Genomic DNA, 21,378 nt, shown 5'->3' on the forward strand with positions numbered 1-21,378 from the left:
CCCCTCAGCGATCGCGGAGACGACGCCGGTCGAGGGGACCCTCCGGCACGGCCGTGACGACCCACTCGGCGAAGTACGCCGGGTCGCGACGCTGCAGCTCGTCGAGCAGCTGGCGCCGCTCCTCGACCAGCACCAGCCGCCGCGCGACGGGGGTGGTGGAGCGCCGCACCTCGGCGGTCGTCCACTCCCAGCGCCGCAGCAGGTCACGCCGGACCATGACCTCCGGGGGGCCGGTCGAGCGGCGCGACGACCACGCGAAGACCCAGCGCCAGCCCAGGCCGATCGCCGGCGGCGACACCAGCACCAGCACCGTGCCGGCCAGCAGCCCGAGGGCACCCGCGGTCGCGGCGAGGCCGTCGGCGGCGACCGCGGCCAGTGCCGTCCACACGGCTGCGCGCCGCGTCCACGTCCAGCGGTCGGGCCGCTCCTCGGCGATCGAGAAGCCGAGCAGCGCACCGAACACCGCCACGACCGGGGCCATCAGCGCCAGGCGCGCCAGGCCGCCGGTGGCGACGTCGTAGACCAGGGCGGTGGCCGTGGCGACCACGGCCACCACGCCCCACACGAAGCGGTAGATCTCCACGGGGGCCTCCCGGTGCCGGGCCGGGACCGGACGCCCGATCCCTCTGGGCTCCACGGTGCGCGTGCGGGCGACGCCTCCCCAGAGTCCATCGACCGGGACCCGGGGGCCCGAGGTCCCGGTCTCACGGGACCCACGGCCGTGTCGGGGCGCGTCGCCGCGACCGCATGCTGGGGAGGATCCAGCCACACCACAGGAGGCGGTCATGTCGTTGCACGCCACAGCTGCGGCGCTGGTCGCGCCGGGCAAGGGGATCCTGGCCGCCGACGAGAGCCACCCCACGATGGCCAAGCGGCTGGCGCGCATCGGTGTGGAGTCGAGCGAGCGGGTGCGCCGGGACTACCGCGAGCTGTTGCTGGCGACGCCGCGGCTCTCGGAGCACGTCAGCGGCGTCATCCTCTTCGACGAGACGATCCGGCAGACGCGCAGCTCGGGCATGCCCTTCGCGCAGGGCCTGCTGCGCGCCGGCATCATCCCCGGCATCAAGGTCGACGCCGGCCTCGCCCCGCTCCCCCGCTTCCCCGACGAGAGCGTCGCCCAGGGCCTCGACGGCCTGTCCGACCGGCTCGCGGAGTACGCCGCCCTCGGCGCGCGATTCGCCAAGTGGCGCGCGGTCATCCGCATCGGCGCGGGCCGGCCCTCGTCGACCTGCATCGCGGCCAACGCTCACGCGCTGGCGCGCTATGCCGCGGCCGCCCAGGAGCAGGGCCTGGTGCCGGTCGTGGAGCCCGAGGTGCTCATGGACGGCGACCACTCCCTGGAGCGGTGCGCGCTCGTCACTGCGGCGGTGCTGCGCGCCGTCTACGACCAGCTCGCCCGCCACCGCGTCGACCTCGGGGGCACCCTGCTGAAGCCCAACATGGTCCTGCCCGGCACGGACTCGGGCCAGGTCGTCGGTGACGACGAGGTCGCCGCCGCGACGCTCGCCGTGCTGCGCGACACCGTGCCCGCGTCGGTGCCGGGCCTGGTGTTCCTCTCCGGGGGCCAGAGCGCGGAGGAGGCGACCGCGCGCCTCGACGCGCTCAACAGGAGCGGCCACCAGCCGTGGCAGCTCAGCTTCTCGTTCGGTCGCGCGCTCCAGGCGCCGGTCCTCGATGCCTGGGGCGGGCACCACGACCACCGCGACGCCGCCCAGGCAGCGCTGCTGCACCGCGCACGGATGAACGGGCTGGCCCGCCGCGGTCGCTGGTCGGCCGCGCTGGAGCCCTCACCCCCGCCGCTGGTCGCGTGAGGGGTCAGCTCGACTTCCACCCGTCGTCGCGTCCGCTGTCGTAGCCCCGGGCTCCCTGGTGCGCCTGGGGCCGCCGTGCGGCCAGCACCGCCGCCTGGGTGCGGCTCTCCACGCCCAGCTTGCCCAGCAGGATGGACACGTAGTTCTTCACCGTCTTCTCCGCCAGCACGAGCCGCTCCGCGATCTGCCGGTTGGTCATGCCCTCACCGACCAGGCCCAGGATCTGCTCCTCCTTGGGCGTCAGGTGCTTGGTGAGGGGGTCCTGGCGGGGACCGTTGCGCAGCCGGGCGAGCACGCGCGCGGTCACCGCCGGGTCGAGCATCGACTGGCCCGCGGCGACCCGGCGCACGGCCGCGACCAGGTCGCTGCCGCTCACCTGCTTGAGCACGTAGCCCGAGGCGCCCGCCATGATCGCGGCGAACAGCGCGTCGTCGTCGTCATAGCTGGTCAGGACGATCACGGCGATGCCCGGGTCGATCGAGCGGACCTCGCGACACACCTCGATCCCCGAGCCGTCGGGCAGCCGGCTGTCGAGGACCGCCACCGTCGGACGCAGGGCGGGGATCCGGGCGACCGCCTCCGCGGCCAGCGCCGCCTCGCCGACGACCTCGATGTCGTCCTCGCTCTCCAGCAGCGTCCGGATGCCCCGACGGACCAGCTCGTGGTCGTCGAGGAGGAAGACCGTGACCGGCTCCTCGTCGGGGGCGTGCGGATCGGCGTCCGACATACCCCGACCATAGGCCTGATCCGGGCCGATGGCACCGGGCTTTCCCTACTGGTCTGCCCGGGCCGAACGGCCCCCCTCGCCGACGACGGCGATCAGGTGCGCCACGCGCAGGGCGGTGCGGGCGCGCCAGCGCGACCAGACCTGCGCGTCGGACGGGCTCCGGGACGGGTGGTGTGCGGTGGTGCTGAGCACGTGCGGACCTCCGGTGACGACGACGTGTGCCGTCCAGCACGCTAGGCGGCGCCACCGACACAGGTCAGAGCCCAACGTCACGAGCCGTCCCGACGCTGCCCGGGCCGAGCCGGGCCCCGGGACGTAGTGCTCTGGCGACCGGACCGCGCGGTGGGGACGCTCGAAAGGTGACAGAGGCAGCCGTCCCGCCCGCCCCGCCGCCGCTGCTGGGGCGCACTGTCGCGGCCGTCGTGCTCGACTGGGACGGCACGGCTGTCGCAGACCGCTCCGTGCCGGCGGCGCCGGTGCGCGAGCGGGTCGAGCGGCTGTCGGCCCTCGGTGTGCACACGGCCGTCGTCAGCGGCACCCACCTCGCCAACGTGGACGGGCAGCTCGGCGCGCGACCGCCGGGCCCGGGCCGCCTCCTCCTCGCCCTCAACCGGGGCTCGGAGCTCTTCGAGGTCACCCGCTCGGGGCCGGTGCTGCTGCACCGCCGCGAGGAGGACCCGCACGAGCGGCAGCAGCTCGACGCCATCGCGCGCGACGTCGCCGACGAGCTGCGTCGGCGGGGCCTGGACGTGGCGGTCGTCGCGCACCGCCTCAACCGCACCAAGATCGACCTGCTGCCCGACCCCGCGTGGCGCGACCCGCCCAAGTCGCGCCTCGGCGAGGTGCTCGACGAGCTGGGCCGGCGGCTGGCCGCGACCGGCTGCGGCTCGCTGGCCGACACGGCCACGCTGGCGCGGCGCGTCGCGGCCTCCCACGGCCTCCTCGACGTCCGCATCACCTCCGACGCCAAGCACCTCGAGATCGGCACCACCGACAAGGGCGACTCGATGCGGTCGGTGCTGGCGGTCCTGGCGAGCGTGGGCGTCGGCACGGGCTTGGTGCTGGTGGTGGGCGACGAGCTCGGCGACCTCGCGGGGCTGCCGGGCAGCGACGCGCGGATGCTGGTCGGGGGCACGCCGGCACCGGTGGTGGTCTCGGTCGGCGTGGAGCCGCACGGGGTGCCCGACGGCGTACGCCTCCTGGGTGGCGGTCCGCCGGTCCTGCTCGCGCTGCTGGACGAGCAGCTCCACCGCGCGGAGGGACTGCGGGTGCCCGACGTCTGCCACGACCCACGCTGGACCGTGGTCGAGCCGGGCGTCGACCCCGCCCGGCACCGGGTCACCGAGAGCCTGTTCACCCTCGGCTCGGACGGCACCGGGTGGCGCGGCTCGACCGAGGAGACGGCCGTGCTGGGCCAGCCGCTGGTGACCAGCGTCGGGGTGTACGCCGGCGCCGACCCGGCCAGCGGCCTGCTGGAGGGCCCGGACCTCGCCGACGTGTCGCTGACCGAGCCGGTGCGCCGCGACGTGCGCACCCTCGACCTGCGCACCGGTGTGCTGCACCGCGAGGAGACCGGGCCCGGCGCGACGCTGCGCTCCGCGCGCTTCGCGAGCGCCACCGAGCCGGGCGTCTTCGCCATGAGGGTGGAGGCCGACGAGGCCCGGCTGCGCCCGCCGGGGCAGGGGCCGGACACGTGGAGCCTCGTCACCTCCGCGACGGGGGGCGGGATCGGTGCGCTCACCCGCCAGCGCAGCGCCCGCGACCTCGGCACCTCGGCGCTGGAGCGGCTGACCATGGTCCGCGCCGACGCCCACCGGGCGCCTGCGCGCAGCGCCGCGAGCGGCGGGCTGGACCGTGCCTGCGTGCTCGGCTTCGAGCGGCTCCTGTCCGCCCAGCGCGCCGCGTGGGCCGCGCGGTGGGATCGCGTGGGGGTGAGCATCCCGAGCGACCCGCGGCTCGAGCTGAGGCTGCGCTTCGCCCTGTTCCACCTCTGGAACCTCGCGGTGCGCGACGGCGAGCTCGCGGTGGGCGCCCGCTCGGTCACCGGCACGGGGTATGCCGGCCACGTCTTCTGGGACGCCGACGCCTTCGTGCTGCCCGCGCTGGTGACGATCGACCCGCCGAGCGCCGCGGCGATGGTGCGCTACCGCCTGCGGCGCCTCCCGGCGGCACGGGACCGGGCCCGCGCCGAGGGTCGCGCGGGTGCCCGCTTCCCGTGGGAGTCGGCGCACGACGGGCGCGACGTGACGCCCCGCACCGGCTTCGTCGGGGCCGAGGCGGTCACCATCCGCACCGGCGAGATGGAGGAGCACATCACCGCCGACGTGGCGTGGGCGGTGGTGCGCCACGCGGCCTGGACCCGCCCCGGCGGCGGCCTCACCCCGACCGAGGGCGAGCTGCTGGGCGACACCGCGCGCTACTGGGCCTCGCGGGCGGTCCGGACCCCCGACGGCGCGGCGCACCTGCTGGGGGTGATCGGCCCGGACGAGTACCACGAGGACGTCGACGACGACATGTTCACCAACGTGATGGCGCGCTGGAACCTGCGCCACGCCGCGCGGCACGCGCCGGCCTCCGAGCCGGAGCGGGCCGCGTGGTCCGACCTCGCCGACGCGCTGCTCGACGGCCACGACGCCGGCACCGGCACCTACGAGCAGTTCCGCGGCTACTCCACGCTCGAGCCACTGACGATGGCCGACGTCGGACCGCCGCCGATCGCGGCGGACGTGCTGCTGGGCCGCGCGCGCGTCGAGCGCTCCCAGCTGGTGAAGCAGCCCGACGTGCTGATGGCGCACCACCTCGTGCCGGGCGAGGTCGCGCCGGGCTCGCTGCGCCCGTGCCTGGCCCGCTACGGCCCCCGCACCGCCCACGGGTCGTCGCTGTCGCCGGCCGTGATGGCCGCGCTCCACGCCCGGGCCGGCGAGACCTCGCGGGCGCTCGAGCTCCTCGACCTCGCCCTCGCGATCGACCTCGACGACATCGGGGGCACCGCCGCGGCCGGCATCCACGTCGCGGCTGCGGCGGGCGCCTGGACCGCCGTCGTGCAGGGCTTCCTCGGCGCCGAGGTGGAGCACGGGCGCCTCCACCTCGACCCCGTGCTGCCCGACGCGTGGCCCACGCTCCAGGTGCGGTTGCGGTGCCTGGGCGCCGACGTGGTCGTCCGGGTGGAGCCACCCCGGCTCGTCGTCGACGCCTCCGCGCCGCTCGTCGTACGCCTCGGGGCGGGGTGCCGGCTGCAGGCGGGCACCGGGAGCCGGGTCACCTTCGAGCGAGCTCCCGAGGACCTCGCCGACGAGAGGAGCACGCCATGAGCGCCACCGAGCGCTGGATCGCCGTCGTCGAGCACGGCGGTCACGGCCCGGACGAGCAGGTGCTCGCGGCGGCGCGGGCGCTGGGCGAGCGCCTGGGCACCGACACCGCGCTCCTGGCGCCGGGGCCGGACGACCCGGCCGCGGACGTCCTCCACGCGCTCGCCGCCGACGGCGTCGCGGGCGGCGTGCTCAGCGCCCACGGCGACCACCCCGTGGTCTGGCAGGTCGTCACCCGGGCGCCGGTGCCGGTGCTGGTCCTGGCCCGCGGCGTCGTCGGCGCGATGCGGTCCGTCGCCCGGGTGGTCGTGCCCCTCGACGGCACCCCGGCCACCGCCGCGGCCGTCGGACCGCTCGCCCGCTCCCTGCTCGACGCCGGCGCGGACGTCGCCGCGGTGCACGTGTTCGACACCTCGACCGCGCCGGCCTTCTGGGACCACGCGGGCCACTCCCACCTCGCCTTCACCGAGGAGTTCCTGCGCCGGCACCAGCTCGGCGGCGTACGCCTCGACCTCCGGCGCGGCAGGCCGGTCGTCGAGGTGCTGTCCACCCTCGACCGGGCGCGCGCCGACCTCGTCCTGGTGGCCTGGGGCCAGGACCTGAGCCCGGGCCACGCCGACGTCGTGCGACACGCCCTGGTCGGCGCCTCGGTGCCCGTGCTGCTGGTCCGCGCGGGTCCCGGGACCCCGCCCGAGCCGGACGCGGGACCTTCCGCCCTCCCGCCGGACCCCGGGAGCCGGTGATTCTGGGAGACATGGGTCACCACTCGATCGACCTCGACCTCGACGCGGCGCTCGCACCCCCGCACGCGTGCCCGGCCTGCCGGTCCTCGGACCTGCGGCCCGTGTGCGGCGAGCAGGGGCTGGTGTTCCTGTGCCCGGGATGCCGCCGCACGTGGGTCTCGGAGCTGGGCGCCCTCCTCCCGGCCGAGCAGCCGGAACCGGTCGTCGCGATGCCGCGACCGAGGTCGTCGCCGTGAGGATCGGCCTGGTCGCACCGCCCTGGATCCCGGTCCCTCCCCCGCTCTACGGCGGCACGGAGTCGGTGATCGACAACCTCGCCCGGGGGCTGCGCGAGCGCGGTCACGAGGTGGTGCTGTTCACGGTGGGCGAGTCGGCGTGCCCGGTTGCGCAGCGCTCGCTCTTCCCGCACGCGGTCGAGCCGCTCGGCCAGTCCCTCCTCGAGGCCGCCCACGTGCTGGCGGCGTACGACGCGCTGCGCGACGTCGACGTGGTGCACGACCACACCGTGCTCGGCCCGCTGGTGGCCGCCGCCGCGGGCTTCGCGACGCCTCCCGTCGTGGCCACCAACCACGGCACGTTCACCGAGGTGAGCCGCCGCGTCTACCGTGCCGTGGCGCGCACCGCGAGCGTGGTGGCCATCTCCCACGACCACGCCCGGCGCGCGGGGGACGTGCCGGTGGCCGCGGTCATCCACCACGGCATCGACCTGCAGCGCCACCGGGTCGGCCCCGGTGGCGACGACCTGGTCTTCGTCGGTCGGATGTCGCCGGACAAGGGAGTGGCCGACGCCGTCCGCATCGCGCAGCGGTCCGGGCGCGCGTTGCGGATCGTCTCCCGGATGCGCGACGGCGACGAGCGCGCCTACTTCGAGGCCGTGGTGCGTCCCCTGCTCGGGCGGTGCCACGAGGTGCAGGAGCTCGGCCTGGACGAGCGGGTGGAGGTCGTGGGCGGGGCTGCGGCGCTGCTCAACCCGATCCGGTGGCCCGAGCCCTTCGGCCTGGTGATGCCCGAGTCGCTGGCCGCCGGCACCCCGGTGCTCGTCCGGCCCGAGGGCGCTGCTCCCGAGATCGTCTCGCCCGGGCGGACGGGGTGGTTCTTCGACGACGTCGCGTCCGGGGTCACCGCGGTCGGAGCGGTGCCGCTCCTCGACCGGCGTGCGTGCCGGCACGAGGCCGAGGCGCGGTTCTCGCTCGCGCGCATGGCCCGCGACCACGAGCAGCTCTACGAGCGCGTCCTGGCCCGGCCCGTCGTCCCGCAGCCGCGCAGCGGCACCGTACGCCGCCTGCCGCAGCGCGCGGTCGCCTCCGGGGCGACGCCCCGCCCGACCGGTTCCACCCCGTGACCTCGCCCTGGACGCTGGCTGCGGCCCCGGCGCGGACCGGCGGGGAGGTCACCCTCATGGAGGGCACCACGTTCTGCATCAGCGACGACCACGGCAACCTCGGCGTGCAGCGCGCCAGCGGGCTGTTCGTGCGCGACACGAGGGTCCTCCACACCTGGCACCTCGCGCTGCCCGGGCGCCGGCTCGACGCGCTGCGGGTGCACCAGGACGACGCCTTCGGCGCCCGCTTCGTGCTGCTGTCCCCCGCGCCGGCTCCGCATTCGTCCCACGAGGCTCGACCGAGCGACGTGCTGGTGGTGCGCGAGCGGTTCGTCGGCGACGGGATGCGCGAGGACCTGACGCTGCGCAACACGCGCGGGTGGTCCACCCGCGTCGACCTCGAGCTGGACGTCGCCGCCGACTTCGGTGACCTGTTCGAGGTGAAGGAGGGAACCACGCCGGCAAAGCCGGCGCTCGCGCGGCGTACGGCCGCGGGCCTGGTGCTCCACGCGGTCCGCGACGGCGCGGACTACGCGGTGACGGTGCTGACGAGCGACGACGAGTGCGGCGAGGGCGAGGTGCTGCGTTGGAGCGTGGAGCTCGCGGCCCACGGCAGCTGGTCCACGACCGTGCAGGTCGTCCCGACCGTGCGCGGACGGGCGCTCGTGCCCCACCACGCGCCCGGGGTGCCGGCCGAGCACACCGAGCCCGCGCGGCGCACCCGCCGCTTCCGGGCCGGGACGCCCCGGCTGACCACGGCCGACCGCGACCTCACCGACGCCCTCGCACGCAGCATCGACGACCTCGCCACCTTGCGGATCTTCGACCCCGACCGGCCGGGCGACCCGGTCATCGCGGCCGGCGCGCCCTGGTTCATGGCGCTGTTCGGGCGCGACGCGCTGCTGACCTCGCTCATGCTCGCGCCCGTGGACACCAGCCTGGCCGTCGGCACGCTCGCCTCGCTCGGCGCGCGGATGGGCGTGCGTGACGACGCGGCGTCGGAGGAGCAGCCGGGCCGGGTCCCGCACGAGCTCCGCTTCGGCCCGGCCGGGACGTCGCTGGTCGGCGGCGGCAACGCCTACTACGGCAGCGTGGACGCCACCCCCCTGTTCGTGATGGCGGTCGGCGAGGTCGCGCGATGGGCACCCGAGCGCGTGGGCCCCGAGCTCGTCGCGCTCGCGGACCGCGCGCTGGAGTGGGTGCGCGGCCCCGGTGACCCGGACGGCGACGGCTTCGTCGAGCACGAGCGGGCCACCGACCACGGCCTGGTCAACCAGGGCTGGAAGGACTCGTGGGACGGGGTCAACCACGCGGACGGCACCCTCGCCCGGGCGCCGGTCGCGCTGGCCGAGGTGCAGGGCTACGCCTACGCCGCCTACCTCGCCCGCGCAGAGCTCGCCGACGCCCGGGCCGACGCGGGCACCGCATCGCTCTGGCGCGCCCGCGCGGCCGAGCTGCGCAGCGCCTTCGACCGCGCCTTCTGGCTGCCCGAGCGCGGGTGGTACGCCGCCGGGCTCGACCGCGACAAGCGACCGGTCGACGCGCTGACGTCGTCCGTCGGTCACTGCCTGTGGACCGGCATCGTCAGCGACGAGCACGCCGGCGAGGTCGCCGCCCGGCTCACCTCGGCGGAGATGTGGACCGGCTTCGGCATCCGCACCCTGGCCTCCGGCATGGGTGCCTTCGACCCGATGAGCTACCACAACGGGTCGGTCTGGCCCCACGACACCGCCCTGTGCGTGGCCGGGCTGCGTCGCTACGGCTTCGACGACGAGGCAGGCATGGTGGCCCTCGGCCTGCTGGACGCGGCCGCCGCGTTCGGCGGCAGGCTGCCCGAGCTGTTCTCGGGGTTCGACCGCGCCGACGAGCCGGCCCCGGTGCCCTACCCCGCCGCCTGCTCCCCGCAGGCCTGGGCCTCGGCCGCCCCCTTCCTGCTGCTCAGCGCCCTGCTGGGGCTGCGCGCGGGGACCTCCGGGCTGGAGTGCGACCCCGCGGTGCCCGACCGGCTCCTGCCGCTGCACCTGGCCCGCGTGAGGTGCCGCGGCACCTCGTACGACATCGACGTGGACGACCGGGGCTGGCGCACCCGCGCCGGCGCGACGTCCGGACAAGGAGGAGCAGCATGAGCACGAACCCGCGCGGGAGCGACGGATCGCTCCACGCGACGGCCGGCGACCGTCTCGTCATCCAGAGCCTGCGAGGACCGGCGCGCGACGCCGAGATCCTCGAGGTGCGCCACCCCGACGGCACCCCGCCCTACACGGTGCGGTGGTCCGACACCGGGCACGAGGCGCTCGTCTACCCCGGTGCGGACGCCTTCGTCCAGCACTTCAACCACCAGGAGGCGAGCCCGACCGACGCAACGAGCTGACCTCGTCGACGCGACCCCTCGACAGCTGCAGGACGCACCCCGGGACGACGCCGGCGGCCAGCGCCACCAGGGTGGTGCGCAGGTCGAGCGCGGTCGTGTGCACGAGGGCGCGCAGCGGCGGGACCCACACCGCGGCGGCGAGCAGCACCAGCGCCCCGAGCACGGCCAGGTCCACGCCGTGCCCGCCGCGCTCCGCGCCCACCCGCCGGCCACGCCGCGCGCGCAGGGCCAGCGCGACACCGAGCTGACCGACGCCCAGCGAGGCGAAGATCGCGGTGCGGCGTACGTCGTCGGCGCCCGACGTGAGCGCACCCGCGGCGAGGGCGGCGGCGACCAGCGCGAGCGTCACCCAGGCCAGCCGCACGAGCGCGGGCCGGGTGAAGACCGGCTCGGTCGGCGGTCGCGGTGGCAGGGTCATCTCCCGGGAGTCGATCGGCTCCGAGCCGAACGCCACGCCCACGAGCCCGTGGGTGAGCAGGTTGATCCAGAGGATCTGCCCGGGCAGCAGCGGGACCGCGAGGCCGACCAGGTTGCCGGCCACCATGACGCCCACCTCGGCCAGGCCGCCCGACACGGCGTAGAGCAGGAAGGCGCGGATGTTGGAGTAGATGCGGCGCCCCTCCTCCACGGCCGCGACCACCGAGCCCAGCTCGTCGTCGGTGAGCACGAGGTCGGCAGCCTCCTTCGCGACCTCCGAGCCACTGCGCCCGGCGGCGACGCCGATGTCGGCGCGACGCAGCGCCGGGGCGTCGTTGACCCCGTCGCCGAGCATCGCGACCACTTCGCCCGCCTCCTGCAGCCACTCCACGACGTGCACCTTTGTTCGGGCACGACCCGGGCCACGACCGTCAGCGCACGGCGCTGGGCAGGCGGCACCGCAGCGAGCTCGTGCCCCTCGACGGGCACCGCCGCCCCCGGTCCGGTGATCCCCACCTGCTCGGCGACGGCACCTGCGGTCCCGGCGTGGTCGCCGGTGACCAGGACCAGCCGGATCCCGGCGCGCCTCAGCGTCGCGACCACGTCGCGAGCCGCGGCCCGCGGGGCGTCGCCGATGCCGACGAGCCCGACGAGCCGCCAGGCCCGGCCGTCGGCGCTGTCGGCCGCCGCGATGACCCGCAGCCCGGCGCCCGCCAGGGCGGTGGCCACCGCCAGCACCTGCTCCGGCGGGCCTTGCGACCCGCCGACCGCGCGGAGCACCACCTCGGGCGCCCCCTTGCGCACCCACAACGTCTGCCCGTCGGCACTGCGGTGGCGGCTGGTCATCGCGCGGGTTGCGTGGTCGAAGGGGTCCTCGCCGGTGCGCGGCCACTGCGACCGGACGGTGTCGGCGTCGACGCCGCCGCGGCCGGCCAGCGCCAGCAGCGCCCCCTCGAGGGTGTCGCCGACGACCGACCACTCCCCGTCTTCGTCGCGCACCAGGTCGGCGTCGTTGCACAGCACCACGTCACGCAGCAGCCGGCCCAGCGCGACCGGGTCCGGGGGCGGCGCGCCGTCCGCGGCACGCACCTCGCCCGTGGGGGCGTAGCCGGACCCGGCGACCTCGAGACGCTCACCGGCCACCCAGAGGACCTGCGCCGACATCCGGCCCTCGGTGATGGTGCCGGTCTTGTCGGTGGCCACGACCGTGACCGAGCCGAGCGTCTCCACCGCCGGCAGGGAGCGTACGACGACGTGGCGCTGCGCCATGCGGTGCGCACCGAGCGCGAGCGCGATCGTCACGACCGCGGGCAGCGACTCGGGCACGGCCGCCACCGTCAGGCTGAGGCCCACCAGGACCATCTCGCCCCACGGGCGTCCCTGCGCGACACCGAGGCCCACCACCACGACCGTGAGGGCCACCACGAGGACGACGAGCAGCCGGCTCAGCCGGGTCAGGCGGCGCTGCAGGGGCGTGGGCCGCGCGCCGACCCCGACGATCAGCGAGGCGATCCGGCCCAGGCTGCTCGCGGCACCGGTGCGGGTCAGCACGACGACAGCGCGGCCGCGGGTGACCCGCGTCGCCGCCAGCACCTCCTCGTCCTCCCGCCTCGGGACCGGCAGCGACTCCCCCGTCACCGGCGACTCGTCGACCTCGAGGTCGTGGGCCTCGACCACCACCCCGTCGGCCGGCAGCACGTCGCCGCTCGCGAGCACCACCTCGTCGCCGGGCACGAGCTGGCTCGCCGGCACCGTGGCGAGCACCCCGTCACGACGCACGAGCGCCGTCGGGGCCGAGAGCCGGCCGAGCTCGGCCATCACCCGGTCCGCGCGATGCTGCTGCAGCACGCCGACGGTGGTGTTGAACACGACGACGGTCGCGATGATCGCGGTGCTCGACCAGTCCCGCAGCACCGCGCTGAGCACCGCCGCCCCCTGCAGCAGCAGGATCATGGGGTCGCGCAGCTGGTCGCCGACGCGGCCCGCGGTGCTGCGCCGCTGCGGCGCCGGCGGGTGGTTGGGCCCCACCTCGCGCAGCCTGGCCTCGGCCTGGGCCGACGTCAGCCCTCCCCTGCCCCGTGGCCCCGCACGGGGGAGCCCTGCTGAGGTGTCAGGAGGCACGTCGGGGCACGGGCACGCGTGGCCCCGTCGCCCGCTGGCCGAGCACGTGCTGGCGCGACCCGCCCTGGGGGCGGCGCGCCAGGAGCTCGCGGGTCATGCGCTCCGCCTCGGACGCGACCTGCGCCGGAGGGCACCCGCGCAACAGAGCGATGCGCACCGACCGGCAGAAGCACCTCAGCACCGATCCGGGCGGCAGGTCGCGGCGCTCGGCCACCAGGCGCGCGGCGGCGTCCTGGATCGACTGGCTGGCCATCTTCGCGGCGTGCGTCATCGTGCCGCCTCCCCCGTGCGGACCACCGCTACTCCTCGCCGAGGGCTGACACGCTCGAGCGGGCGATCGGCACCTGCACGGCGTACGACGCAGGCGCGGGCGCGTCGGGCTCGGTCCGGGCCGGGCGGGTGTCGTCCACGAGCCCCTCGCGGTGCTCGTCGGCGTGGAGGCTGGTGGTCATCGCTGTCACTCCTGTCGCTGGCGCTTCTTGCACCAGAGCCCGGGTGCCCCGTCGTCCACCCCCTGTGCCGGGAGGGCGCAGCGCGGCGTACGGCTGCGACGGTCCGGTGGACGGGGCACCCGGGCTGATCCCCTGATGCGACTCCCACTCCACCCGATACTGCGCGGCGGCACCACCGACCAAGGTCCCGAGTCCTTCGGGACGCTGGGCCCGAGGAGGCACGAGCCCGCACCCGGGACGACCGGCGCCACGATCCGGCCCGAACGGCCCTGTGGGCGCGCTCGCAGGCGGAGGAAGGTGGAGTGAGGACTCCTCCCCCATGTGAGCGAGGCACGCATGAACGCCAGCACCGTCGCGCCGGCCGCGCCGGCCCCCGACCCGCAGCCCGACGCCTACCCCGTCCACGTCGACGCCGAGCTCGACCCCGACGTGAGCCGGGGCCTGTGGCTGGTCAAGTGGCTGCTCGCGATCCCCCATTACGTCGTGCTGGCCTTCCTCTGGGTGGCCTTCGCCGTGGTCACGCTCGTCGCGTTCGTCGCGATCGTGCTGACCGGGCACTACCCGCGACCCCTCTTCGACTTCAACGTGGGCGTGATGCGGTGGAGCTGGCGGGTGTCGTTCTACGCCTACGGCGCCCTCGGCACCGACCGCTACCCGCCGTTCACGCTCGCCGAGGTGCCCGACTACCCCGCCCACCTGTCGGTGGACCACCCCGAGCACCTCTCGCGCGGCCTCGCCCTCGTGAAGTGGTGGCTGCTGGCGCTGCCGCACTACCTCGTGCTCGCGCTCTTCGTCGGCGGCATCGGCTACGGCGTCAGCGGCGCCGACGACGACCCCGTCGTCACCGTCAGTCTGGTGGGGATCCTTGTGCTGGTGGCCGGCGTGGTGCTGCTGGTCACCGGCCGCTACCCCCGGCCCCTCTTCGACCTGCTGCTCGGCGTGGACCGGTGGGTGCTCCGGGTGGCCGCCTACGCCGCCCTGATGACCGACCGCTACCCGCCCTTCCGGCTCGACCAGGGGCCCCACGACCCCGCACCGGGGGGCGTGGCGGTGCACCCGCCCGCGCCGGTCGCCCCCGCGCCTGCCACCGAGCCGCACGAGCCCTACGCCCGCCCCGGTCGTCGCGGGTGGACGACCGGCCGGGTCACCGCCGTCGTGGTGGGGGCGCTGCTCGTGGTGATGTCCTGCGGCCTCGGCGGCACGGGGGCGACCCTCGCCGTGGCCGACGGCCTCGGACGCGACGCGCAGGGGTTCCTCACCGGCCCGACCCGCAGCTTCTCCACCGACGCCTTCGCCCTCACCTCCAGCGACCTCGAGGTGCACACCGGCACCACCGGCGGGACCGGGTGGTGGCCCGACCGCATCCTGGGCGACGTCGAGGTCGTCGCGTCGGCCCCACCGGGCGAGCGGCTCTTCGTGGGCATCGCCCGCGCCCGCGACGTGGCGGCCTACCTCGACGGCGTACGCCACGCCCGGGTGCTCGAGGTGCGCAACGGCACGCCGGTCTACGACGAGTCCGGCGGTGGCCGGCCGGCGACGCCGCCCGGTGAGGCGTCGATCTGGGCGGCCTCCGACACCGGCACCCGGCCCCGGCTGACCTGGAGCGTCGAGGACGGCGACTGGACCGTCGTGCTCATGTCGGCCGACGCGAGCGCTCCCGTCGAGGCCGACGTGCGCGCCGGCGCGGAGGTGCCGGTGCTCGACACCGCCATCGCGGTGCTGCTGCTCCTCGCCGCAGCCACCCTCGCGGCCGGCGTCGCGCTGGTGGTCGTGCCGACGCGTGCGGCTCGCCGGACGACCGGCTAGCCCGCCTGGTGGCGCGCCGCGAAGACCGCGGCCTGCGTCCGGCTGGTCAGCCCGAGCTTGGCGAGCACGGAGGAGACGTAGTTCTTCACCGTCTTCTCCGACAAGAACATCCGGCGCGCGACCTCGCGATTGGCAGGCCCTCGCCGACCAGCTGCAGGATCCGCCGCTCCTGGGGCGTGAGGCCGTGCAGGTCCTCGTCCTCCCGGGGGCCGTTGCGGATCCGCTCCAGCACCTGGGCCGTCAGCGCGGGGTCGAGCAGGGACTGCCCGGACGCCACACGCCGCACGCCGGCCACGAAGTCGTTGCCGCGGACCTGCTTGAGCAGGTATCCCGACGCCCCGGCCATGATCGCGGCGAACAGCGCCTCGTCGTCGTCGTACGAGGTCAGGATGAGGCCCTTGATGCCCGGGTCGACCGAGCGGACCTCGCGGCACACGTCGACACCCGAGCCGTCGGGCAGCCGGCCGTCGAGGATCGCGACGTCGGGCCGCAGCGCCGGGATCCGCCGGGCCGCCTCGAGCGCCGAGCCCGACTCCCCGACGACCACGATGTCGCCGTCGGCCTCGAGCAGCTCGCGGATCCCGCGTCGCACGATCTCGTGGTCGTCGAGCAGGTAGACACGGATCGGGTCGCGGCTCATGCCCACATGCTGTCGCGCGCCGCGGCGCAAGGGTGGGGTCCTGGGTCCACGGCTGTCGGGACCTTCGTCCCAGGCGCGGGCTCACCACGCGACCGGGACGCGCCACCTGACTGCCGTGCCGCCGCCGTCGGCCGGACCCACCGCGAGCGCGCCCCCGTGCCGCTCGGCCCGCGCGCGCATGTTGCGCAGTCCGCTCTCCCGGACGCCGGGCGCCATGCCGCGGCCGTCGTCGGCGACGACCAGCTCCACCTCGTCGGCTCCCACCGTGAGGTGCACGTCGACCGCCGATGCGTGGGCGTGCCGCGCGACGTTGGTCAGCGCCTCGCTCAGCACGGCCAGCAGGTCGGGAGCCAGGTCGTCGGTGACCACGGTGCGCAGCGGACCGTCGATGCGCAGCCTGGGCCGCAGCTTCATCACCGTGCCCGCCCGGTCCACCAACCCCTCGATCTCGCTCTGCACGTCGCTGGCCGTGTCGAGCGTGCCGAGGGCGAAGATCGTGCGCCGGATGTCCTTGATGGTGTCGTCGATGTCGTCGATGCCACGCTGGAGGCGCTCGGCCAGCTCGCCGTCGGGTGCCAGCCTCGCTGCACTCTGGAGCCCCAGGCCGACGGCGAAGAGGCGCTGGATCACCAGGTCGTGCAGGTCGCGCCCGATCCGGTCGCGCTCCTCGAGCAGCGAGAGGCGCTGCCGGTCGTCCCTGACGCGGGCCAGCTGGAGGGCGAGCGTCGCCTGCTCGGCGAAGCTCGCCGGCAGGGCCGGGTCGACGCGGCGGTAGTCGCCGACGTGCTCGGGCGTCCACGCGAGCGACAGCACGCCCTCCACACCCTTGCTGGACCTCAGCGGCAGGACGATCACCGGGCCCAGCCGCGGCCAGCCCTCCATGGACGACGGGTCGACGGCGCGGGGATCGCTGGCCAGGTCATCCACGGCGAGCGCCTCACCGGTGCGGAGGACGATGCTGGCCAGGGACTCGTCCATGCGCAGCCGACGCATCGCCCCCAGGTCGGTCGGCGCCCCGGACACCGTCTCGAGGTGCAGGGCCTGGGGATCGGCGCCGGTCACCACCCACGCCACGTCGGCGCCCGACAGCGCGCGGGCCCGGTCCGCCACCGCGTGCAGCGCGCGGTCGACCGAGGTGTCGTCGGCGAGGAGCGCGATGATCTCGGCGGTGGCGGTCAGCCACGCCTGGCGCCGCCCGGCGTCCTCGTAGAGCTCGACGTGCTCCAGCGCGACCCCGGCGGCCGCCGCGAGCGCCACCACGACCGCCTCGTCCTCCTCGGTGAACTCGCGTCCCCCCTCCTTCTCGGTCAGGTAGAGGTTGCCGAAGACGCGGTCGCTGGTGGCCACGGGCACACCGATGAACGACCGCATCGGGGGGTGGTGCTCGGGGAAGCCGTACGCCGCCGGGTGGGCGGAGAGGTCGCGCAGCCGGATCGGGCGCGGGTCGTCGACGAGCAGCCCGAGCAGCCCGTGCCCGGCCGGCAGGTCGCCGATGCGGCCGACGGTGTCGGCGTCCATGCCCTGGTGCACGAAGGTCCGCAGCCGCCGGTCCGGGTCGTCGCTCGGCACCCCCAGTGCGGCGTACCGTGCTCCGACCAGGGTCCGCGCTGCGGTCAGGATCCGGTCGAGGACGCCGTCGAGCGACAGCTCCGAGGTGATCGCCACCACGGCCTCGAGCACGTGCTGCATGCGCTCACGGTCGTCGACCCCCTCCACGGCCCTGCCCTCCCCTCACGAGCCAAGACTCACCTGACGGTAGTGGCTGCCCCGGGCCTTGGGAATGCGCGCGGGCCGCCGTCCCCATTCAGTGGGACGTCCGGCCGGGACCATGGACTCTGGTCCGGACGTCGTGAGGGGCGCAGGATCGTGCGGCACCCCCGACCCGCATGGAGGAGAGCCATGTCCCGCACCCGCACCCGCACCCTGCCGCTCGCGGTGCTGCACCGCATCGTCGAGGGCGCGACCCGAGCGCCGAGCGTGCACAACACGCAGCCGTGGCGGTGGCGCGCCACAGACCGGACCCTGGACCTGCTGGCCGACCCGCGTCGACGCCTGGCCGCGACCGACCCGGCGGGTCGCAACATGGTCATCAGCTGCGGGGCGGCGCTGCACCACGCGCAGGTCGTGGCCACCGCGCTGGGCTGGCCCCCGGTCGTCACCCGCCACCCCGACCCCGACCGGCCGGACCTCCTCGCGCGCCTCGTGCTGGCTCCCGGCGTGCCCGCTCCGGGGGGCAGCGAGCTCCTCGACACGGTGGAGCAGCGCTGCACCGACCGGCGCCGGTTCACCTCCTGGCCCGTCCCCGACGAGCGGGTCCAGCGGCTGGCCGCGGTCGCGGGAGAGTGGGGCACGACCGCAGTGGCCCTGACCGACACCTCGCAGCGCTTCCGCGCCGAGCGCCTCATCCTGGAGGCCGCCGACCGGCAGGCGCGCCGGCCCGCCGCCGTGGCGGAGCAGCGGGACTGGCTGGACCGGAGCGCGGTGGACGGCGTGCCGACGGGTGCGCTCACGGGCTCGGAGGTGGCCGCCGGAGCCCACCGCACCCGCTTCGAGGACGTGCCCGACACCGACCTCGAGGGCCAGGACGTGCAGCTGGCCGACGGCCTGGTGGTGCTGTGCGGACGTGACGACGACCGCGCGAGCTGGCTGCGGGCGGGCGAGGGCCTGAGCGCGATGTGGCTCGCCGCGACCGCCGGCGGGCTGTCCGTGGTCCCGCTGTCCCAGGTCGTCGAGGACGAGACCACCCGCGCGTCCTTCCGCACGCAGGTCCTGGCGGGCCTGGGCCACCCCCTCCTGCTGACGCGGGTGGGGTGGCAGGCCATAGGTCGGAGCGACCTCGTCCGCACGCCCCGCCGTCCGCTCGCCGAGGTGCTGGAGCTCCCCTGAGCCTGCTCGGCCGACGGCCGCCGAAGCGGCGTACGACGGCTCCGGCCGGTAGATTCAGCCGGTGCCCGACACCCGCCCACGCCGTACGTTCGCCGTCATCAGCCACCCCGACGCGGGCAAGTCGACCCTCACCGAGGCGCTCGCCCTGCACGCCCGGGTGATCACCGAGGCGGGAGCGGTCCACGGCAAGGGCGACCGTCGCGCGACGGTGTCGGACTGGATGGCGATGGAGAAGGCCCGCGGCATCTCGATCACGTCGGCGGCCCTGCAGTTCGTCTACCGCGACCACGTGGTCAACCTCGTCGACACCCCCGGCCACAGCGACTTCTCCGAGGACACCTACCGCGTGCTCTCGGCCGTCGACTCCGCCGTGATGCTCGTCGACGCGGGCAAGGGGCTCGAGCCGCAGACCCTCAAGCTGTTCAAGGTGTGCGCACTGCGTGGCATCCCGGTGATGACAGTGATCAACAAGTGGGACCGGCCCGGGCTGTCCGCGCTCGAGCTGATGGACCGCATCCAGGAGAAGATCGGGCTGCGCCCCACCCCGCTCACGTGGCCGGTCGGCGAGGCCGGCGACTTCCGCGGCGTGCTCGACCGGCGCACCGGCGAGTTCGTCAAGTACACCCGCACCGCGGGCGGCGCGACCCGCGCCCCCGAGCGGCGGATGGGGGCCGACGAGGTCGAGGAGGCCGACGCCGTCGCCTGGTCGACCGCGGTCGAGGAGCACGAGCTGCTCGAGCTCGACGAGGCCGACCACGACCAGGAGCGCTTCCTGGCCGGCGAGACCACGCCGGTGATGTTCGCCTCGGCGCTGCAGAACTTCGGCGTCGCCCAGCTGCTCGACCTGCTGCTCGACATCGCGCCCGACCCGAGCGCGACCGAGGGCGTCGACGGCTCGGTGCGCGAGGTCTCCGACGACTTCAGCGCCTTCGTGTTCAAGGTGCAGTCGGGCATGAACAACGCCCACCGCGACCGCCTCGCCTACGCCCGTGTCGTCTCCGGCACCTTCGAGCGCGGCATGGTCGTGACCCACGCCGGCACCGGCAAGCCCTTCGCGACGAAGTTCGCGCAGTCGGTGTTCGGTCGCGACACCTCCTCGGTCGAGACCGCCGAGCCCGGCGACATCGTCGGCTTCGTCAACGCCCAGGCGCTGCGCGTCGGCGACACGGTCTACGTCGGCGACTCGATCGCCTACCCGCCCGTCCCCAGCTTCGCGCCCGAGCACTTCGTCACCGCCAGCGCGGGCGACATCGGTCGCTACAAGCAGTTCCGCCGCGGCATCGAGCAGCTCGACCAGGAGGGCGTGGTGCAGGTGCTCCGCTCGGACCTGCGCGGCGACCAGAACCCCGTGCTCGCGGCCGTCGGTCCCATGCAGTTCGAGGTCGTCGAGGACCGGATGACCAACGAGTTCAACTCCCCCATCCGCTTCTCCCGGCTCGACTACCAGGTCGCGCGCCGCACCGACGCGGCCGGCGCCTCCGCGCTGGCCGGGATGCGCGGGGTCGAGGTGCTGCAGCGCAGCGACGGCACCCACCTGGCGCTGTTCGTCGACCAGTGGCGCGCCATGGTCACCGCCCGAGACAACCCCGACCTCATGCTCGAGGCCCTGCCGGCCGGCGGCGCCTGACGACGTACGACCTCGCGCGCGAAGGCTCGTGAGATGGTGACGGCGTGAGGATCACCGGAGCAGTGCTGGAGGAGCTCGGACGACCCGGCCCGTGGTCGCGGACCCGACCGCTCACCGTCGGGGAGCTCGAGCTGGCGCCCCCCGGTCCCGGCGAGGTGCTGGTCGAGATCGAGGCAGCGGGGGTGTGCCACTCCGACCTCTCGGTCGTCGACGGCAACCGCGCCCGCCCGGTGCCGATGCTGCTCGGCCACGAGGCGAGCGGACGCGTGAGCGTCCTCGGCCCGGGCGTCACCGACCTCGCGGTCGGCCAGCGCGTGGTCATGACGTTCCTCCCGCGCTGCGGGCAGTGCGCCGGGTGCGCGACCGGCGGGCGCATGCCGTGCGTGCCGGGGTCGGCGAGCAACGCCGCCGGCGAGCTGCTCGGCGGCGGCCGCCGGCTCAGCCGCGACGGTGCCCCGGTCCACCACCACCTCGGAGTCTCGGCGTTCGCGACCCATGCCGTCGTCGACGTCCGCTCGGTCGTCGCCGTCGCCGACGACGTCCCTCCCGACGTCGCCGCGCTGCTGGGCTGCGCCGTGCTGACCGGCGGTGGCGCCCTGGTCAACGCCGCCCCGCCCGAGCCGGGTCAGAGCGTGATGGTCGTCGGCCTCGGCGGTGTGGGCATGGCCGCGCTGCTCACCGCTGTCGCGCTGGGCGCGGGCGACGTGGTCGCCGTCGACGGGGTCGCCGCCAAGCGCGACCGGGCGCGCGAGCTCGGCGCGACCTCCGTCCTCGACCCGGCCGAGCTCGCCTCGAGCGGCACCCGCTGCGACGTCGTCGTCGAGGCGGCCGGCAACGCCCGCGCCTTCGAGGCCGCGCTCGCCGCCACGGCGCCCGGCGGTCGCACGGTCACCGTCGGCCTGCCGCCGCCCGAGGCGCTCGCCTCGGTCTCCCCGCTCCTGCTGGTCGCCGAGGCGCGCACCGTGATCGGCAGCTACCTCGGGTCCGCCGTCCCGACGCGCGACGTGCCGGTCTTCGCGCAGTGGTGGCGCGAGGGACGCCTGCCGGTGGAGGCGCTGGTCTCCTCGCGCCTCGGTCTCGACGAGGTCAACCGTGCGATGGACGAGCTCGCGGCGGGCACGGCCATCCGGCAGGTCATCGAGCTCTGA

At 75.5% G+C, this 21,378-nt stretch carries 19 protein-coding genes and 2 pseudogenes; 11 read left to right on the plus strand and 10 right to left on the minus strand.

Annotated elements, in window-relative coordinates; genetic code table 11:
- Positions 1-4 precede the first annotated feature (4 nt).
- Positions 5-583: a hypothetical protein gene (locus tag ASG76_RS05160; protein WP_056600830.1), complete on the minus strand. Its 579-nt coding sequence runs from the start codon at positions 581-583 to the stop codon at positions 5-7.
- A gap of 202 nt (positions 584-785) precedes the next feature.
- Here ASG76_RS05160 and ASG76_RS05165 point away from each other — a divergent pair, with 202 nt between their 5' ends.
- Entirely contained in the window at positions 786-1,811 is a 1,026-nt protein-coding gene (locus ASG76_RS05165; RefSeq protein ID WP_056600833.1) for a class I fructose-bisphosphate aldolase, read from the plus strand.
- A 4-nt stretch (positions 1,812-1,815) separates the two neighbouring features.
- Here the strand turns inward: ASG76_RS05165 and ASG76_RS05170 are convergent, their stop codons facing one another.
- On the minus strand, positions 1,816-2,538 hold the full coding sequence (locus tag ASG76_RS05170; RefSeq protein ID WP_056600834.1) for a response regulator: 723 nt from the start codon (positions 2,536-2,538) through the stop codon (positions 1,816-1,818).
- A 359-nt stretch (positions 2,539-2,897) separates the two neighbouring features.
- Between ASG76_RS05170 and ASG76_RS05175 the strand changes: the two genes are divergently transcribed.
- The 6 genes from ASG76_RS05175 to ASG76_RS05200 are packed head-to-tail and all read left to right on the plus strand — an operon-like array spanning position 2,898 to position 10,281.
- Positions 2,898-5,849: a glycoside hydrolase family 65 protein gene (locus ASG76_RS05175; protein WP_056600836.1), complete on the plus strand. Its 2,952-nt coding sequence runs from the start codon at positions 2,898-2,900 to the stop codon at positions 5,847-5,849.
- Complete coding sequence (locus ASG76_RS05180) at positions 5,846-6,589, plus strand: universal stress protein (protein ID WP_056600838.1); 744 nt, start codon at positions 5,846-5,848, stop codon at positions 6,587-6,589. The genes ASG76_RS05175 and ASG76_RS05180 overlap by 4 nt, the downstream gene beginning before the upstream one ends.
- 11 nt (positions 6,590-6,600) lie before the next feature.
- A complete protein-coding gene (locus ASG76_RS05185; protein ID WP_056600840.1) occupies positions 6,601-6,825 on the plus strand; it encodes a hypothetical protein in 225 nt (74 codons plus the stop codon).
- Entirely contained in the window at positions 6,822-7,931 is a 1,110-nt protein-coding gene (locus tag ASG76_RS05190) for a glycosyltransferase (protein ID WP_082587263.1), read from the plus strand. Before ASG76_RS05185 ends, ASG76_RS05190 begins: the two co-directional genes overlap by 4 nt.
- Positions 7,928-10,036, plus strand: a complete 2,109-nt coding sequence (locus tag ASG76_RS05195; RefSeq protein WP_056600842.1) for a glycogen debranching N-terminal domain-containing protein — start codon at positions 7,928-7,930, stop codon at positions 10,034-10,036. Before ASG76_RS05190 ends, ASG76_RS05195 begins: the two co-directional genes overlap by 4 nt.
- The gene (locus tag ASG76_RS05200; RefSeq protein WP_056600844.1) at positions 10,033-10,281 is read left to right on the plus strand and encodes a DUF1918 domain-containing protein; all 249 of its coding nucleotides are present in this window, start codon (positions 10,033-10,035) and stop codon (positions 10,279-10,281) included. The genes ASG76_RS05195 and ASG76_RS05200 overlap by 4 nt, the downstream gene beginning before the upstream one ends.
- On the opposite strand, the gene ASG76_RS19555 is transcribed toward ASG76_RS05200, so the two are convergent.
- The 5 genes and pseudogenes from ASG76_RS19555 to ASG76_RS19025 all read right to left on the minus strand — a co-directional run bounded on the left by ASG76_RS19555 (position 10,241) and on the right by ASG76_RS19025 (position 13,271).
- Entirely contained in the window at positions 10,241-10,825 is a 585-nt protein-coding gene (locus tag ASG76_RS19555) for a cation transporting ATPase C-terminal domain-containing protein (protein ID WP_162254084.1), read from the minus strand. The two genes, ASG76_RS05200 and ASG76_RS19555, sit on opposite strands and share 41 nt — an antisense overlap.
- Positions 10,826-10,840: 15 nt before the next feature.
- Positions 10,841-11,053, minus strand: a pseudogene (locus ASG76_RS19840) (hypothetical protein); the annotation flags it as partial.
- Positions 11,054-11,262: 209 nt separating this feature from the next.
- A pseudogene (locus tag ASG76_RS05205) lies at positions 11,263-12,819 on the minus strand (cation-translocating P-type ATPase); the annotation flags it as partial.
- Complete coding sequence (locus ASG76_RS05210; RefSeq protein WP_056600850.1) at positions 12,809-13,090, minus strand: hypothetical protein; 282 nt, start codon at positions 13,088-13,090, stop codon at positions 12,809-12,811. The pseudogene ASG76_RS05205 and the gene ASG76_RS05210, both read right to left, overlap by 11 nt.
- Positions 13,091-13,118: 28 nt before the next feature.
- The gene (locus tag ASG76_RS19025; RefSeq protein WP_157558954.1) at positions 13,119-13,271 is read right to left on the minus strand and encodes a hypothetical protein; all 153 of its coding nucleotides are present in this window, start codon (positions 13,269-13,271) and stop codon (positions 13,119-13,121) included.
- 336 nt (positions 13,272-13,607) lie between these two features.
- Between ASG76_RS19025 and ASG76_RS05215 the strand changes: the two genes are divergently transcribed.
- Entirely contained in the window at positions 13,608-15,077 is a 1,470-nt protein-coding gene (locus tag ASG76_RS05215; protein ID WP_056601043.1) for a DUF4389 domain-containing protein, read from the plus strand.
- On the opposite strand, the gene ASG76_RS19845 is transcribed toward ASG76_RS05215, so the two are convergent.
- The 3 genes from ASG76_RS19845 to ASG76_RS05225 form a co-directional block, all read right to left on the minus strand.
- Positions 15,074-15,166 carry a hypothetical protein gene (locus ASG76_RS19845; RefSeq protein WP_414858313.1) on the minus strand — a complete coding sequence of 31 codons (93 nt, stop codon included), beginning with the start codon at positions 15,164-15,166 and terminating at the stop codon, positions 15,074-15,076. The two genes, ASG76_RS05215 and ASG76_RS19845, sit on opposite strands and share 4 nt — an antisense overlap.
- Positions 15,163-15,717 carry a response regulator transcription factor gene (locus tag ASG76_RS05220; RefSeq protein WP_321164075.1) on the minus strand — a complete coding sequence of 185 codons (555 nt, stop codon included), beginning with the start codon at positions 15,715-15,717 and terminating at the stop codon, positions 15,163-15,165. The genes ASG76_RS19845 and ASG76_RS05220 overlap by 4 nt, the downstream gene beginning before the upstream one ends.
- Before the next feature lie 81 nt (positions 15,718-15,798).
- Positions 15,799-17,406 (minus strand): GAF domain-containing protein, encoded by a 1,608-nt coding sequence (locus ASG76_RS05225; RefSeq protein WP_157558955.1) that lies wholly within the window; start codon positions 17,404-17,406, stop codon positions 15,799-15,801.
- Positions 17,407-17,616: 210 nt separating this feature from the next.
- On the opposite strand from ASG76_RS05225, the gene ASG76_RS05230 reads away from it, so the two are divergent.
- The 3 genes from ASG76_RS05230 (at position 17,617) to ASG76_RS05240 (ending at position 21,378) form a co-directional block, all read left to right on the plus strand.
- Positions 17,617-18,603 carry an Acg family FMN-binding oxidoreductase gene (locus ASG76_RS05230; RefSeq protein WP_056600855.1) on the plus strand — a complete coding sequence of 329 codons (987 nt, stop codon included), beginning with the start codon at positions 17,617-17,619 and terminating at the stop codon, positions 18,601-18,603.
- A gap of 61 nt (positions 18,604-18,664) precedes the next feature.
- Positions 18,665-20,230 (plus strand): peptide chain release factor 3, encoded by a 1,566-nt coding sequence (locus ASG76_RS05235; RefSeq protein ID WP_056600857.1) that lies wholly within the window; start codon positions 18,665-18,667, stop codon positions 20,228-20,230.
- A gap of 44 nt (positions 20,231-20,274) precedes the next feature.
- Positions 20,275-21,378: an alcohol dehydrogenase catalytic domain-containing protein gene (locus tag ASG76_RS05240; protein ID WP_056600859.1), complete on the plus strand. Its 1,104-nt coding sequence runs from the start codon at positions 20,275-20,277 to the stop codon at positions 21,376-21,378.

The organism is Nocardioides sp. Soil774 (assembly GCF_001428125.1).
Taxonomy (GTDB): domain Bacteria; phylum Actinomycetota; class Actinomycetes; order Propionibacteriales; family Nocardioidaceae; genus Nocardioides.